14 protein-coding genes are annotated in these 13142 nt (G+C 38.7%); all 14 read left to right on the plus strand.

Annotated elements, in window-relative coordinates; genetic code table 11:
• Positions 1–184: 184 nt before the first annotated feature.
• The 14 genes from ACOZIR_RS21980 to glyA all read left to right on the plus strand — a co-directional run bounded on the left by ACOZIR_RS21980 (position 185) and on the right by glyA (position 13053).
• Entirely contained in the window at positions 185–1471 is a 1287-nt protein-coding gene (locus tag ACOZIR_RS21980; protein ID WP_028411974.1) for a UDP-N-acetylglucosamine 1-carboxyvinyltransferase, read from the plus strand.
• A 524-nt stretch (positions 1472–1995) separates the two neighbouring features.
• Positions 1996–3270 (plus strand): transcription termination factor Rho, encoded by a 1275-nt coding sequence (rho, locus tag ACOZIR_RS21985; protein ID WP_013059823.1) that lies wholly within the window; start codon positions 1996–1998, stop codon positions 3268–3270.
• Positions 3271–3424: 154 nt separating this feature from the next.
• Complete coding sequence (gene rpmE / locus ACOZIR_RS21990; RefSeq protein ID WP_013085477.1) at positions 3425–3625, plus strand: 50S ribosomal protein L31; 201 nt, start codon at positions 3425–3427, stop codon at positions 3623–3625.
• 203 nt (positions 3626–3828) lie between these two features.
• Positions 3829–4443: a thymidine kinase gene (locus tag ACOZIR_RS21995; RefSeq protein WP_153252841.1), complete on the plus strand. Its 615-nt coding sequence runs from the start codon at positions 3829–3831 to the stop codon at positions 4441–4443.
• Positions 4444–4581: 138 nt separating this feature from the next.
• Positions 4582–5649 carry a peptide chain release factor 1 gene (gene prfA / locus ACOZIR_RS22000; protein WP_013059820.1) on the plus strand — a complete coding sequence of 356 codons (1068 nt, stop codon included), beginning with the start codon at positions 4582–4584 and terminating at the stop codon, positions 5647–5649.
• Positions 5649–6500, plus strand: coding sequence for a peptide chain release factor N(5)-glutamine methyltransferase (gene prmC, locus ACOZIR_RS22005; protein WP_328120443.1), 852 nt, complete (start codon positions 5649–5651; stop codon positions 6498–6500). Before prfA ends, prmC begins: the two co-directional genes overlap by 1 nt.
• Before the next feature lie 121 nt (positions 6501–6621).
• Positions 6622–7512 (plus strand): stage II sporulation protein R, encoded by an 891-nt coding sequence (spoIIR, locus tag ACOZIR_RS22010; protein WP_421535821.1) that lies wholly within the window; start codon positions 6622–6624, stop codon positions 7510–7512.
• A gap of 85 nt (positions 7513–7597) precedes the next feature.
• Positions 7598–8044, plus strand: a complete 447-nt coding sequence (locus ACOZIR_RS22015) for a GNAT family N-acetyltransferase (protein ID WP_033580397.1) — start codon at positions 7598–7600, stop codon at positions 8042–8044.
• Positions 8045–8236: 192 nt separating this feature from the next.
• Complete coding sequence (locus tag ACOZIR_RS22020; RefSeq protein WP_045293789.1) at positions 8237–9277, plus strand: L-threonylcarbamoyladenylate synthase; 1041 nt, start codon at positions 8237–8239, stop codon at positions 9275–9277.
• A gap of 67 nt (positions 9278–9344) precedes the next feature.
• Positions 9345–9905, plus strand: coding sequence for a manganese efflux pump MntP family protein (locus ACOZIR_RS22025; RefSeq protein WP_028411979.1), 561 nt, complete (start codon positions 9345–9347; stop codon positions 9903–9905).
• A gap of 228 nt (positions 9906–10133) precedes the next feature.
• Positions 10134–10562, plus strand: coding sequence for a low molecular weight protein arginine phosphatase (locus ACOZIR_RS22030; protein WP_071269972.1), 429 nt, complete (start codon positions 10134–10136; stop codon positions 10560–10562).
• A gap of 80 nt (positions 10563–10642) precedes the next feature.
• Entirely contained in the window at positions 10643–11104 is a 462-nt protein-coding gene (gene rpiB / locus ACOZIR_RS22035) for a ribose 5-phosphate isomerase B (protein ID WP_045293787.1), read from the plus strand.
• 14 nt (positions 11105–11118) lie between these two features.
• The gene (locus ACOZIR_RS22040) at positions 11119–11691 is read left to right on the plus strand and encodes a TIGR01440 family protein (protein ID WP_045293786.1); all 573 of its coding nucleotides are present in this window, start codon (positions 11119–11121) and stop codon (positions 11689–11691) included.
• 117 nt (positions 11692–11808) lie between these two features.
• On the plus strand, positions 11809–13053 hold the full coding sequence (gene glyA, locus ACOZIR_RS22045) for a serine hydroxymethyltransferase (RefSeq protein ID WP_013059811.1): 1245 nt from the start codon (positions 11809–11811) through the stop codon (positions 13051–13053).
• Positions 13054–13142 lie beyond the last annotated feature (89 nt).

The raw sequence follows: 13142 nt of genomic DNA on the forward strand, positions 1-13142 counted from the left end.
TTACCATCCTGACAGGTGAATGCCATATTTTTCTTTTATCTTGTCGAAACTATACATGATTTTTTCATTTTCGTGTACACTAGTAGGTAATAGGAAAAATAACCATTCTTTTAGGTATTCTTTGTACCAAAATTTTCCTCAATTACTAGGTGAGAAACTTTCTTTCACTAGAAGGGAGCTATAAATGGAAAAGTTAAAAATACAAGGTGGCTTTACCTTAAGTGGATCCGTCCGCGTCAGTGGTGCTAAAAATAGTGCCGTTGCGCTTATTCCAGCAACAATTTTAGCCGAGTCACCTGTTACAATTGAAGGTCTGCCTGATATTTCAGACGTGCAGTTATTAGGGGATTTAGTTGAAGAAATTGGTGGGAAAGTAACCATTGATAACGACGAATTAACAGTAGATCCATCCGGAATGGTTGCAATGCCTTTACCGAACGGAAAAGTAAAAAAATTACGCGCTTCTTATTATTTAATGGGGGCGATGTTGGGACGCTTTAAAAAAGCGGTAGTTGGTCTTCCTGGAGGCTGTTACCTCGGTCCAAGACCAATCGATCAGCACATTAAAGGCTTTGAAGCTCTTGGTGCGAAAGTAACAAATGAGCAAGGAGCTATTTACATTCGAGCTGATGAACTGATTGGTGCTCGAATTTATTTAGACGTTGTGAGCGTAGGAGCAACAATCAATATCATGCTAGCTGCTGTGAGAGCAAAAGGGCGTACCGTTATCGAGAATGCTGCGAAAGAGCCAGAAATTATCGATGTAGCTACGTTACTGACAAGTATGGGTGCCCGCATTAAAGGTGCAGGGACGGACGTTATTCGAATTGATGGAGTAGATCAATTAAAAGGATGCCGTCATTCCATCATTCCAGACCGAATTGAAGCAGGGACGTATATGATTATGGGAGCGAGTATGGGAAAAGAAGTTGTTGTTGACAACGTTATCCCTCAGCACCTAGAGTCATTAACGGCTAAAATGCGTGAAATGGGTATTCATATCGAAACAAGCTCAGATCAGATTCTTGTAGCGACTCGTCAGCTGTTGAAGCCTGTAGATATTAAAACGTTAGTATATCCAGGTTTTCCAACTGATTTACAGCAGCCATTTACGACGCTTCTAACAAGAGCATCAGGTACAAGCGTTGTGACAGATACAATTTATGGTGCAAGGTTTAAGCATATTGACGAGCTGAGACGAATGAATGCATCTGTTAAGGTAGAAGGACGTTCTGCTATTATTAATGGTCCTATTCACTTACAAGGTGCACGTGTGAAAGCATCCGACCTACGAGCAGGCGCAGCCCTTGTAACCGCTGGCTTAATGGCTAAAGGGATTACAGAAGTAACGGGTTTAGAGCACATTGACCGAGGTTACAGCCATTTAGTAGACAAGCTATCGGATTTAGGGGCAATGATTTGGCGTGAAGAGATGACTCAAGAAGAAATTGAACAATTTCAAAATTCATAGAGACAAATTGCACAACAGTCATGAAAGCAAATTCTAGAAATGAGCCGTTTAATAAGCTACACAGGTGTAGGAACGTTCTTCTATGTCTGTGTAGCTTATATATTTATGAATAGGGTAAATAGATAAAAAGGGAAGCTAAAAGATAAATTTCACTTCTTATTTTAACGTCCAGTTTATTTCCTTTAATGTGAAATTATGAAAAGGTTTTCCTTGCTTCTCGTAAGCTATTAAATTTCCTTTTTTTTATTCATCTTCTAAAGTAAAAAAAGATTGATTAAAAAGATAGAAAAAGGTTAGAATATAAATTGCTACGTTAAATTTATCAAGATAATATAAATGGTTTTATGTCGGAATTATTCTTCTAAAAGTGTATGGTTAATCAATTGATTCTACTTATTATACTTCAAAGGTTATATTCTCCATTTTCACAGATTTATTCCATCCATATCATCTCTCAATTTTATATTTGAATTTAATATGGGAGGAACGGTTAAAAATTATTCATTATAAAGCGTGGTGTCCTAATGAACTTAACATTATCCAGTTTAGAAAATATGAAATTAAAAGAGCTATATGAACATGCTCGTGAGTATAAAGTTTCGTACTATAGTAAATTAACGAAAAAAGAACTTGTCTTTGCTATTTTAAAGGCTCAAGCTGAACAAGATGGGCTTTTATTTATGGAAGGCGTTCTTGAAATTATTCAGTCAGAAGGATTCGGTTTCTTACGACCAATTAACTATTCACCGAGTTCAGAAGATATTTATATCTCAGCTTCACAAATTCGTCGCTTCGATCTGCGTAATGGAGACAAGGTATCGGGGAAAGTTCGTCCTCCAAAAGAAAATGAGCGCTACTACGGATTATTACATGTAGAAGCAGTAAACGGAGAAGATCCAGAAACGTCAAAAGATCGCGTGCATTTTCCAGCGCTAACGCCGATTTATCCAAATGAGCAAATGCTGCTGGAAACTCAGCCAAGAAGTTTCTCGACGCGTATTATTGACTTGATTTCACCAATTGGATTTGGTCAAAGGGGACTAATTGTTGCGCCGCCAAAAGCAGGTAAAACGATGCTGTTAAAAGAAATTGCCAATAGCATCACAACGAATCATCCTGATGCCGAATTGATTGTTCTTCTTATTGATGAGCGTCCTGAGGAAGTAACGGACATTGAGCGTTCGGTTGACGGTGATGTTGTAAGTTCTACATTTGACGAAGTGCCAGAAAACCACATTAAAGTAGCGGAACTTGTCCTTGAACGTGCAATGAGACTTGTCGAACATAAAAAAGATGTTGTCATTTTAATGGATAGCATTACAAGACTTGCTCGTGCTTATAACTTAGTTATTCCACCGAGCGGTCGTACACTATCAGGGGGGATTGATCCAGCTGCTTTTCATCGTCCAAAACGATTCTTTGGAGCTGCGCGTAACATTGAAGATGGAGGCAGCTTAACCATTCTAGCAACAGCCTTAATTGATACAGGCTCTCGTATGGATGATGTTATTTATGAAGAATTTAAAGGTACGGGTAACATGGAACTGCATCTAGATCGTTCACTAGCTGAAAAACGTATCTTCCCTGCGATTGACATTCGTCGTTCAGGCACGCGTAAAGAAGAGCTGTTAATTCCAAAAGAGCATCTAGACCACTTATGGGCAATTCGTAAATCAATGGCAGATGCTCCTGATTTTGCAGAAAAATTCTTAAAACGTTTACGTCAAACAAAGACAAATGAAGAGTTCTTCTCGATGTTAACGGAAGAGAAAAAAACGCTTCTAGCAAATAAACGATAAGTTATAAAACATGTGGTTGCAAAAGCATACAACCCTTGTTATAATTTCATCATGTGTGTTGATAAAGTACACAGTGAAATAGTTATTATTTCATCACTATCTTTATCAATAAACTCTGTTTCAGAATGATTCAGGGCGGAAGGAGATGAAACGAATGAAAACAGGAATTCATCCAAACTATAAAACAGTTATGGTTAAATGTACTTGCGGAAACGAATTTGAAAGTGGTTCTGTAAAAGAAGAGATCCGCGTTGAGACTTGTTCTGAATGTCACCCATTCTACACTGGTCGTCAAAAATTCGCTGAAGCTGGTGGCCGTGTTGATCGCTTCAACAAAAAATACGGTCTTAAATAATCACATTGTCGAAACAAACAGGCAAGTAGCTTAACTTCTTGCCTGTTTTTTTGCTTATAAAAGTAGAAAATAGTATCTGCTTGATAAAAAAGTGGGTACTTTATCATAGGAATAAGATCTACATAGAAGACGTAGATTAAGTTAGTAGCGGTTCGCTCAGAAACGGAACGAGAAGAAGGGAGAGTCCCGCAGTGGTGTACGTAATGAAACAAAGCGGTTGGATAGAAGTAATTTGTGGCAGTATGTTTTCAGGGAAATCAGAAGAGTTGATTCGACGTGTGCGCCGTACGCAGTTTGCTAAACAAAAAGCACAAGTATTCAAGCCTGCAATTGATAATCGATATAGTGAAGAAGCTGTCGTTTCACATAATGGTACATCTGTTATGGCTTATTCAATCTCGGCATCGCGCGATATTTTAAAGCGAGTAAATGAAGAGACAGACGTAGTAGCGATAGACGAAGTACAGTTTTTTGACACAGATATTTTAGAAATTGTTCAATCTTTAGCAGATCAAGGCTTTCGTGTGATTGTAGCAGGGTTAGACCAAGACTTCAAAGGTGAACCTTTTGGACAAATGCCGCAGTTAATGGCTATTGCAGAATCGGTAACAAAGCTACAGGCCGTGTGCGCTTCATGTGGCTCTCCTGCGAGCCGTACGCAGCGTTTGATTAACGGTGAGCCTGCTTCTTATGACGACCCTATTATTTTAGTCGGTGCGTCTGAATCGTACGAACCAAGATGCCGTCATTGCCACGTTGTGCAAAAGTCAAAAGGACAAGCTGTGTCTGTGGACTCAAGCGAAATGGTCGAAAAATAAAGCAAGAATTTTATGATGATAAAAACAGAACGCGCAGTTCTGTTTTTTTGTTCATATACGTGTATTAACAAGGTTTTGACTCTATTTTAAAGCTATACTATAATTACAATGTTATGGATAAAGAATGAGGTGAATGACGTGTTTGATCGTTTAGAAGCGGTAGAGGCGCGCTATGAGAAGTTAAACGAACTTCTGAGTGACCCTGAGATCGTAAACAACCCCTCTAAGTTGAGAGAATATTCGAAGGAACAATCAGATATACAACAAACGGTAGCGGCTTATCAGGAATACAAAGATGTAAAAGAGCAGTTATCAGAAGCGAAAACGATGCTTGAAGATAAGCTTGATGCAGATATGCGCGACATGGTAAAAGAAGAAATTGCCGAGTTAGAAACGCAGCAAGAAGAGCTAGTTGAAAAGCTACGTATTTTATTAATTCCAAAAGATCCAAACGATGATAAAAACGTAATCATGGAGGTTCGCGGAGCGGCTGGTGGAGATGAAGCAGCATTATTTGCAGCTAATTTGTACCGCATGTATTCGCGCTTTGCTGAATCACAAGGCTGGAAAACAGAAGTAATGGAAGCAACGACTACTGGAGTAGGCGGTTATAAAGAAATTATCTTTATGATTAATGGTAAAGGTGCGTACTCAAAGATGAAATTTGAAAACGGTGCACACCGTGTTCAACGCGTTCCTGAAACAGAATCAGGCGGTCGTATTCATACATCTACAGCAACGGTAGCATGTCTTCCTGAAGCGGAAGAAGTTGAAGTGGACATTCATGAAAAAGACATCCGTGTAGATACATTTGCTTCAAGTGGACCTGGTGGCCAAAGTGTTAATACGACGATGTCGGCAGTTCGTTTAACACATTTACCAACGAATACAGTGGTATCATGTCAAGATGAAAAGTCTCAAATTAAAAATAAAGAAAAAGCAATGAAAGTATTGCGTGCTCGCGTGTACGACAAATTCCAGCGAGAAGCACAAGCAGAGTACGATGCAACGCGCAAACAAGCAGTTGGATCAGGAGATCGCTCTGAGCGTATCCGTACGTATAACTTCCCGCAAAATCGCGTAACGGACCACCGTATTGGTCTGACGATTCAAAAGCTAGATCAAATCTTAGAAGGCAAGCTTGATGAAATCATCGATGCATTAGTAATGGAAGACCAAGCGCGCCGAATGGAAGATTCGAACTAATGAAAGTATTTGAAGCCCTTAAGTGGGCTTCTTCTTTTTTGAAAGAGGCAAAGCGAGATGAAAACGCGGGAGAACTCTTGCTTCGCCATCACTTACAGATGACGAGAACTCATTTGCTAGGTGCTCTGCAGGAAGAAATAGAAGAAGAAACGCTAAAAAGATTTGAACAAGATGTTCATGCTCATAAAGCAGGGGTGCCTGTACAATATCTCATCGGGACGGAAGAATTTTACGGACGTTCATTTATTGTAAACGAACATGTATTAATTCCAAGACCCGAAACAGAAGAGCTCGTATACGGAATGATTTCTCGAATAAAAAAAGAATTTCAACACCAGCCTATTGAGCTTGTCGATATCGGAACGGGAAGTGGAGCAATTGCTATCACTTTAGCGTTGGAGCTTGACAGCGTCAATGTTACAGCAACAGATATAGCTATAGAATCTCTAAATGTAGCCAAGCAAAATGCCCAAAACCTGGACGCTGCTGTCACGTTTATACAGGGAGATCTATTACAACCATTTCTATCATCGAATCAGAAATTTGATGTAATTGTGTCTAATCCGCCTTATATTCCAGCAGATGATGAATTATCCACAGTGGTAAAAGATCATGAGCCAAACCGAGCTCTTTTTGGTGGAAAAGATGGCCTGGATTTTTATCGACGTTTCATGGAAGAGTTGCCATATGTGACGAAGTCAAATAGTATTATTGGATTTGAAGTCGGGGCTGGACAGACAAAAGATGTAGCTAAGATGCTGCAGAAAACGTTTCCGACGGCTTTTGTAGAATGTGTATATGATATTAACGGAAAAGATCGAATGGTTTTTGCACAACTTCGTGAGAACTAAAAAAATCAGAGGGAATGATTTTCCCTTTGATTTTTGAAAATGATGTATTTTTTTACTAAATTACTAGTTTAAGATATCTTGCTTTCGGCCATACTGTTCCTATGAAAGGGCGGTGGCCGAAATGAAGAAATATGCTATCATTTATTTTATTTTATTAATTATTGGAGCAAATGCTCAACTTATATATACACATAACCAAGTGCAGGCAGATCAGCCTGCAGTTATTCCAGACGAGGCAATTCGACTGCGTATTTTAGCGAACAGCGACGGTGAAAAAGATCAGTACGTAAAACGTCTGATTCGTGATCGTGTGAACGAACAAATTACAGAATGGGTAAAAGATTTAACATCTGTAACTGTAGCTCGAAAAACCATTAAAGAAAATTTGCCGACGCTTGAGACAATTGCGAAAGAAGTGCTAAAAGAAGAAGGCGTAAATGAATCTGTTCACGTTAAATTCGGAAAAGTAGAGTTTCCTACTAAGTTATACGGTCAGTTTTTATATCCAGCAGGTGAGTATGAAGCCGTACTTATTACTCTTGGCAAAGGAGAAGGAGCAAACTGGTGGTGTGTACTATTTCCTCCTTTATGCTTCTTAGATTTTTCAAACGGTGAAGCGGTAAAAGCGCCAGAGCCATCTGAAGAACCAAAGGCAGAAAAAGAAAAACCAGCAGCTTCTGAATCAAAATCCGCAGACAAAACAGATGATGCATCGGCTGAAAGTAAAGAACCCGCCGTGAAAACAGAAATTCAATCTGCAACTATTACATCGGATTCTATTGAGCAGAAAGCTGAGGAACCTTCTCAACCAACAGCATCTTCTAAAGAAGCAGCTGCAAAAGATACAAGCGACACAATAAAAGAAGAAACAAGCGCTAAGGCTGAAAAAAAGGAAAGTAAGGAAGCTGAAAAGTCTGTTTCATCTAAGAAAAAAGCTGGTTCTAAATCAAAAGAAGATTCTGTAGAAGTTAAGTTTTTTGTAGTAGAATGGGTATCTTCAGTATTTAATTAATAGAATCATTAAAAATAAAATTCAGTTCTACTTTTTTTAACCATCTCATAGATTTGTTACTAGAAAACAAGTTGAGGTGATTAAAATGAGAGAACAATTAAAAATTGCCAGTGAAAATGATTATATTCGAATTCAGAAGTTTTTACAAAAAGCGGGCATTAGCACAGCAGGTGTAGAAGAGCATATTCATCAATTTGTCATCATGGAAAGTGAAGAAGGCGAGCTGTTAGCAACAGTTGGGTTTGAAAAAGAAGGTATGGATGGAATTCTTCGCTCCCTTGTCGTGTCACCTTCTTTGATGCAATCTGATATTCTGCTGCTATTTAAAAGTATCGTTCAGCTGGCTCAAAAGCATGGTGTGAAGCAACTATATTTACTAACAAATAAGGCATCCTCTCTGCATTTTTTTCAAATGATGAATTTTCAGCAAACATCTTATAGTGCTCTACCTGATTTGTTAAAAGAACATTCTTATTTAAAACAGTTACCAAATCCTAAGGATGTCTACGTGATGTTTTATGCAGCTAGTTAAAAGAAAATGTGGATAAATCATTTTAATGGGGTATCCACAATGTTATTCACAAAAACCTAAGCTTTATCCACATTTTGTGGATAAAGCTTGTTTGCTGATATAATGAATGCATGTATTTTACTGTTTTTAATACATATTGTACTTTTAAAGTAAAAAAAACCTAGATATAGAAAGAAAAAGGAGTTGAGGAAGATGGAAACTAAGTTATGGGTTGTGGATAATTTTACGAATGAAAAAGATATCTATCCACAGATAGAAGAAGCAGCAGATTTGCTGCGCAATCACGAAGTAGTTGCTTTTCCTACAGAGACGGTGTATGGATTAGGAGGAGATGCAACATCGGATAAAGCTGTGGATAAAATTTTTGCAGCGAAAGGACGTCCTAGTGATAATCCTCTTATTGTTCATATTGGCGATAAAGAGCAGCTGCATACATTTGTAGAGTCAATTCCTTCAAAAGCAGAGAAAGTGATTGATGCTTTTTGGCCAGGTCCTCTTACAGTGATATTACCTAAAAAAGATCAAGTTTCAGATAAGGTTACGGCTGGTTTAAACAGCATTGCAGTGAGAATGCCATCACATCCGGTAGCTCTTGCATTATTGAAAAAAGTTGCTTTGCCTATCGCAGCTCCTAGTGCAAACCTCTCCGGCAAGCCAAGCCCCACTTTAGCTCGCCATGTGATGAATGATTTAGAAGGGCGTATTAGCGGAGTTTTAGACGGAGGAGCGACAGGGGTAGGAGTAGAGTCAACTGTCCTTGATTGTACTGAAGAGATTCCTATTATTTTACGTCCAGGCGGCATTACTCAGAAAGAGTTGGAAAATGTAATTGGTCCCGTAAAAGTAGATCGAGCGTTAATAAGTGATAAAGAAGCGCCAAAATCTCCAGGTATGAAATATACGCATTACGCACCTGATGCACCGCTTGTCATTGTTGACGGCAGTTCAGATTTTTTTCAATCTATTATTGATCACTATAAAGATCAGGGTAAGCGAGTAGGGGTATTAACGACATCTGAACATGAAAATGTGTATAAAGCGGATGCCGTCATTACATGTGGATCTCGCTCGAATTTAGAGACGGTTGCTACCCACTTATATGAGTCTCTTCGTTCATTTAATGAGTGCGATGTAGATATTATCGTTAGTGAAAGTTTTTCTGAAGAAGGAGTCGGTCATGCCGTTATGAATCGATTAATGAAAGCTGCAGGGCATCACGTGATTAAGCAATAAAATTCATCTTCTAAACCTTTTCGAATGTGCATATTTTGAAATAGGAGCACGTCCGAGGAGGGTAAAGATGAATGTATCTCAGTTAATTAGTGAAATGATTACGTTAGTCATTATGGCGTTTGCCTTAGGAATGGATGCTTTCTCAGTTGGTTTGGGAATGGGATTAATTCGTTTACGCTTTCGCCAAATTTTCTACATTGGTGTTGTTATCGGTATATTTCATATTTGGATGCCGCTGTTAGGCATGTTTATTGGACGACTTTTGTCTGATAAACTTGGGATGTTTGCTACCTATGGCGGTGGAATTTTATTGCTGATTCTTGGGGCACAGATGATTTATTCCTCCTTTAAGCATGACGATACGCCGTTTATTAAACCAGTTGGCTTTGGACTGTTATTTTTTGCGCTCAGCGTGAGTCTAGATAGTTTTTCTGTTGGACTTAGCTTAGGTATTTTTGGAGCAAGAACGTTTTTGACCATTATTGTTTTTGGCGTAGTGAGTATGCTATTAACTTGGTTAGGACTGCTGCTAGGCAGAAGAGTACAAGGCTGGCTTGGTTCATATAGTGAGGCACTGGGAGGGAGCATTTTATTAGCTTTTGGAATCAAATTGTTATTACCTTTTTAACTATATAAATAGGTAAAGGATCATGACCATGCAGGTTATGGTCTTTTTTTGCTTCTTTTAGATTACAGTGATAAAAGAAGGAAAGTGAAGGTGTTTTTTCGAGATAAATAAAGAGAATATGGATAAAAAATACCCAAAAAAGCTAACTGGATTTATGCAAGCAATAGAGATACAATAGGGTGGAATATCAACATAGTCGCACATAGTGAAAGCAAGGGAGGATGTATCTTGAAAAACATCTTATTTGTATGTACAGGAAACACGTGCCGCAGCCCTATGGCAGAAGCGTTGCTGAAAGCTAAAAAAATAGATGGAATAAACGTGAAGTCTGCAGGCGTATTTGCTTCAAATGGAAGTGAAGCTTCTGTCCATGCACAAGTTGCCCTTCAACAGAAAGGCATAGCTTGTTCTCATGCTTCGGCAGCATTAACGGAAGAACAATTGATGTGGGCTACTTATATTTTTACGATGACGGAGCAGCATAAAATGCTGATTTTGAACCAGGCTCCATACGTAAGTGATAAATTATTTACGCTAAAAGAATTTGCCGACGAACAAGGTGAAGTATCTGATCCCTTTGGCGGATCATTACAGACTTACGAACAGACTTTAGAAGAGTTAGAGCGTATGATTAACAAAATAGTCGACAAATTATAAAAGGTCCCATAAATTTTTGCAGACTTAAAATGAACAAAAATTTAATAGAAGACGAAGGTATGTATGAGGAGGAAACAAAGATGAAAGTAGCTATTGCATCTGACCACGGTGGTATAAATTTACGACAGGAAATTATCTCTTTAATGAAAGAATTAAATATTGAATATGTGGATTTAGGGTGTGAATGCTCAGCGTCTGTAGACTATCCGGATTATGCACTTCCTGTTGCTCAAAAAGTGGCGAGCCAAGAAGTAAGTCGTGGCATTCTTATTTGTGGAACAGGCATCGGTATGAGCATAGCAGCTAATAAAGTAAAGGGAATTCGCTGCGCTCTCGTGCATGATACGTTCAGTGCAAAAGCCACAAGAGAACACAATGATAGCAACATTTTAGCAATGGGCGAACGCGTCATTGGGCCGGGACTTGCACGTGAAATTGCGAAAATTTGGTTAATGACAGAATTTGAAGGCGGACGACATGAAAATCGCGTCAATAAAATTAAACAGTATGAGCAGCAAAACGATGCAACAGTAACGGTATAATGTGAACGTATTCAATGAAAGAAAGGAAGAAAAACGTGTCTGAACTTACGAAATGGAAAGAGCAGTTGGAAACAGTTTTATCTGATTTTTCAGCACAAGTGCAGTTATCTTCAGAACATACACTTGTCATTGGATGCAGTACAAGCGAGGTAATTGGTGAAAAAATAGGAACCGCCGGCGCAATGGAAGTCGCAGAAATGATCTTTGATACACTAGCAGATTTTCGAAAGGAAACGGGTGTCCACTTAGCATTTCAATGCTGTGAACATCTTAATCGAGCACTGGTAGTAGAAAGAGAATTAGCTCGTAAAGAGCGGTTAGAAATCGTTAGTGTTGTTCCTATTCATAAAGCAGGTGGAGCGATGGCTACACAGGCCTATGGCAAGCTTAAAGATCCTGTTTTAGTAGAGTTTATTAAAGCTGATGCTGGGATTGATATGGGAGATACATTCATTGGTATGCATTTAAAGCATGTCGCAGTACCCGTTCGTTGTACGTTGAACGCAGTTGGACACGCTCATGTTACTTTAGCAAAGACGCGTCCGAAACTAATTGGTGGAATGAGAGCGTTTTACGAACTTTCGTAATTAAATATATTAAAATAATACACATTTTTTCTTTTTTATTCTAAATAAATCATGTTACAATGTAGTTGAATTAACAAATAACGAACATTGCGAATACGAAATGAGGAGAGGATTTTGATGGAGAAACAACTAATGCAACAAGATCCAGCAGTTTATAATGCGATCAAGGATGAATTACAAAGACAACGTACTAAGATTGAGCTAATTGCTTCAGAAAACTTTGTAACAACAGCGGTAATGGAAGCACAAGGTTCAGTTTTAACAAATAAATATGCTGAAGGCTATCCAGCTAAACGTTACTACGGCGGTTGTGAACACGTGGACGTAGTAGAAGACTTAGCTCGTGATCGTGCAAAAGAAATTTTCGGAGCAGAGCATGTGAACGTTCAACCTCACTCAGGTGCACAAGCAAACATGGCTGTATACTTCACTGTTTTAGAAGCTGGAGACACAGTACTAGGTATGAATTTATCGCACGGCGGTCACTTAACGCACGGAAGTCCTGTTAACTTTAGTGGTGTTCAGTACAATTTCATCGAATATGGTGTAGATCGTGAAACACATCGTATTAATTACGACGACGTATTAGAAAAAGCTCGTACGCACAAACCAAAATTAATTGTGGCTGGTGCAAGCGCATATCCACGCGCAATTGACTTCAAGCGTTTCCGTGAAATCGCTGATGAAGTAGGCGCTTATTTAATGGTAGACATGGCTCACATTGCTGGTCTAGTAGCTGCAGGGCTTCATCAAAATCCTGTGCCACATGCTCATTTCGTTACAACTACAACACATAAAACACTACGCGGACCACGCGGCGGTATGATTTTATGTAAAGAAGAATTTGCGAAAAAGATTGATAAGTCAATCTTCCCTGGTATTCAAGGTGGTCCATTGATGCACGTTATCGCTGCAAAAGCAGTAGCATTTGGTGAAGCATTACAAGATGAGTTTAAGCACTATGCTCAAAATATCATCGACAATGCTAATCGTTTAGCAGAAGGATTAAAGAAAGAAGGATTTGCTCTTGTATCTGAAGGAACAGACAATCACCTTGTGTTAATCGACGTAAGCTCAATGAATTTGACAGGTAAAGTAGCTGAAAAAGCGCTTGATGATGTAGGTATTACAACAAACAAAAATACAATTCCTTATGATGAGCAAAGCCCATTTGTAACAAGCGGTATCCGTATTGGTACAGCTGCGGTTACAACTCGCGGATTTGGCTTAGAAGAGATGGATGAAATTGCTTCTATCATTGGATTAACGCTTAAAAATATTGAAGATGAAGAAAAACTAGCTGAAGCTAAAACACGCGTTGAAGCTTTAACAAGCAAGTTTGAAATGTATAAATCACTTTAAGAGAGACAGGCCTTTGTGCCTGTTTTTTTTATGAAGAAAGTGGTAGCAATTCAATCATTTTTTGAATAATGCTTGAACTCAAAAACTTT

The organism is Priestia sp. D3YE.R1, from assembly GCF_049199565.1.
GTDB lineage: Bacteria > Bacillota > Bacilli > Bacillales > Bacillaceae_H > Priestia > Priestia aryabhattai.

What these genes read in the sequence shown, in the direction of transcription:
- ACOZIR_RS22020 (WP_045293789.1), top strand. Translation starts at nt 8,237, where the DNA reads ATGGAAACTAAGTTATGGGTTGTGGATAATTTTACGAATGAAAAAGAT.
- rpmE (WP_013085477.1), top strand. Translation starts at nt 3,425, where the DNA reads ATGAAAACAGGAATTCATCCAAACTATAAAACAGTTATGGTTAAATGT.
- ACOZIR_RS21995 (WP_153252841.1), top strand. Translation starts at nt 3,829, where the DNA reads ATGAAACAAAGCGGTTGGATAGAAGTAATTTGTGGCAGTATGTTTTCA.
- rpiB (WP_045293787.1), top strand. Translation starts at nt 10,643, where the DNA reads ATGAAAGTAGCTATTGCATCTGACCACGGTGGTATAAATTTACGACAG.
- spoIIR (WP_421535821.1), top strand. Translation starts at nt 6,622, where the DNA reads ATGAAGAAATATGCTATCATTTATTTTATTTTATTAATTATTGGAGCA.
- ACOZIR_RS21980 (WP_028411974.1), top strand. Translation starts at nt 185, where the DNA reads ATGGAAAAGTTAAAAATACAAGGTGGCTTTACCTTAAGTGGATCCGTC.
- rho (WP_013059823.1), top strand. Translation starts at nt 1,996, where the DNA reads ATGAACTTAACATTATCCAGTTTAGAAAATATGAAATTAAAAGAGCTA.
- ACOZIR_RS22040 (WP_045293786.1), top strand. Translation starts at nt 11,119, where the DNA reads ATGAAAGAAAGGAAGAAAAACGTGTCTGAACTTACGAAATGGAAAGAG.
- ACOZIR_RS22025 (WP_028411979.1), top strand. Translation starts at nt 9,345, where the DNA reads ATGAATGTATCTCAGTTAATTAGTGAAATGATTACGTTAGTCATTATG.
- ACOZIR_RS22015 (WP_033580397.1), top strand. Translation starts at nt 7,598, where the DNA reads ATGAGAGAACAATTAAAAATTGCCAGTGAAAATGATTATATTCGAATT.
- glyA (WP_013059811.1), top strand. Translation starts at nt 11,809, where the DNA reads ATGGAGAAACAACTAATGCAACAAGATCCAGCAGTTTATAATGCGATC.
- prmC (WP_328120443.1), top strand. Translation starts at nt 5,649, where the DNA reads ATGAAAGTATTTGAAGCCCTTAAGTGGGCTTCTTCTTTTTTGAAAGAG.